We start from the raw sequence: 1,329 nt of genomic DNA on the forward strand, positions 1-1,329 counted from the left end.
TTTCACCCGCACCCGCACCGTGTTCGTCCAGGAACGCACTCGCCACAAGCACCGGGTGGACAAGGCCCTCCAGGACGCGCAGATCAAACTGTCCGGCGTCGTCTCGGACCTGTTCGGCATGTCGGGCCGGGCCATGCTCGATGCCCTGGTCGCCGGCGAACGCAACCCCCGCGCCCTCGCCGACCTCGCCAAGGGCAACCTGATCAAGAAGAAGGCCGCCCTCATCGAGGCCCTGACCGGGCAGTTCGAGGACCACCACGCCCGGCTGCTGCGAGTGCTGCTGGGCACCGTCGACCATCTCACCGCACAGATCCAGGAACTCGACCGGCTCATCGCCTGCACGCTGGAAGAGATCACCACCCCGCACGACGGCCCAGGAGCAGAACCGTCTGCCGGTGGCGTGAGCGCCCGCTCCTTGGCCGAGAAGCTGGACGCCATCCCCGGGATCGGTCCGGCCACCGCGCAGATCATCCTCGCCGAGATCGGCGCGGACATGAGCCGCTTCCCCACCCCCGAACACCTGGTGTCCTGGGCCAAGTTGTGCCCCCGCACGATCCAGTCCGGCGCGAAGAACACTGCAGGCCCGGCCGGGCAGGGCAACCCCTGGCTCAAGGGCGCCCTCGGCGAGGCCGCCAACGCCGCCGCCCGCACCGACACCTTCCTCGGCGCCCGCTACCGGCGCATCGTCAAACGCCGCGGCCACGCCAAAGCCCTGGTCGCCGTCGCCCGCTCGATACTCGTCATCAGCTGGCACCTGATCAACGAGCCGGACGCCTCCTACCAGGAACTCGGCTCCGACTGGCACCAGCGCCACCTCAACCCCGCCCGCAGAACCCGCGACCTCGTCCGCCAGCTCCAGGCCCTCGGCCACCAGGTCACCCTCGCCCCCACAACTGTCTGACCGACCCCCGTCCGATCCCGACATCCGGTCCGCAACTGAAGCGGCCCGGATGCTGCCGCCTGCCCACCAGGAGATCGATTTTCCGATCAGCTTCAGAGTCAAGCTGAGATCAGTCGTGAGGTGCGGGCGGCTGGGAGGGGCCGGTGGTGGCGGGTGGAGGCTGTGCTGGGTTCGGGGGTCTGCGAACGCGTCACCATCGCCGCATGGAGTCCTGTGTGCTGTGGGTCGTGCGTGAGGGGATGAGATCATTCGTCACGGGTACGCGGGATCTGCGGTTGAAGTCGACGGGGATGTGCAGGGCGAAGAAGTTTTTTCCGTGCCCCGTCCGCGCGCGCAGGCGGATCCGGTGTTCCGCTACCGGCACTGTCTCGGGAATGTGGAGGTCCCATGTCTGTTTCCACGGCCCGGCGGGCGGCCTGGGGTCGCCC

At 68.7% G+C, this 1,329-nt stretch carries 1 protein-coding gene and 1 pseudogene; one reads left to right on the forward strand and one right to left on the reverse strand.

Annotated features, from left to right (window positions below):
- Positions 1-901: IS110 family transposase (locus AB0I77_RS53610; RefSeq protein ID WP_363290337.1), on the forward strand; the 901-nt coding region annotated here is incomplete at its 5' end.
- A gap of 190 nt (positions 902-1,091) precedes the next feature.
- Here AB0I77_RS53610 and AB0I77_RS53615 read toward each other — a convergent pair.
- Positions 1,092-1,329, reverse strand: a pseudogene (locus tag AB0I77_RS53615) (hypothetical protein); the annotation flags it as partial.

Source organism: Streptomyces sp. NPDC050619 (assembly GCF_040654815.1).
In the GTDB taxonomy this organism is placed as follows: domain Bacteria; phylum Actinomycetota; class Actinomycetes; order Streptomycetales; family Streptomycetaceae; genus Streptomyces.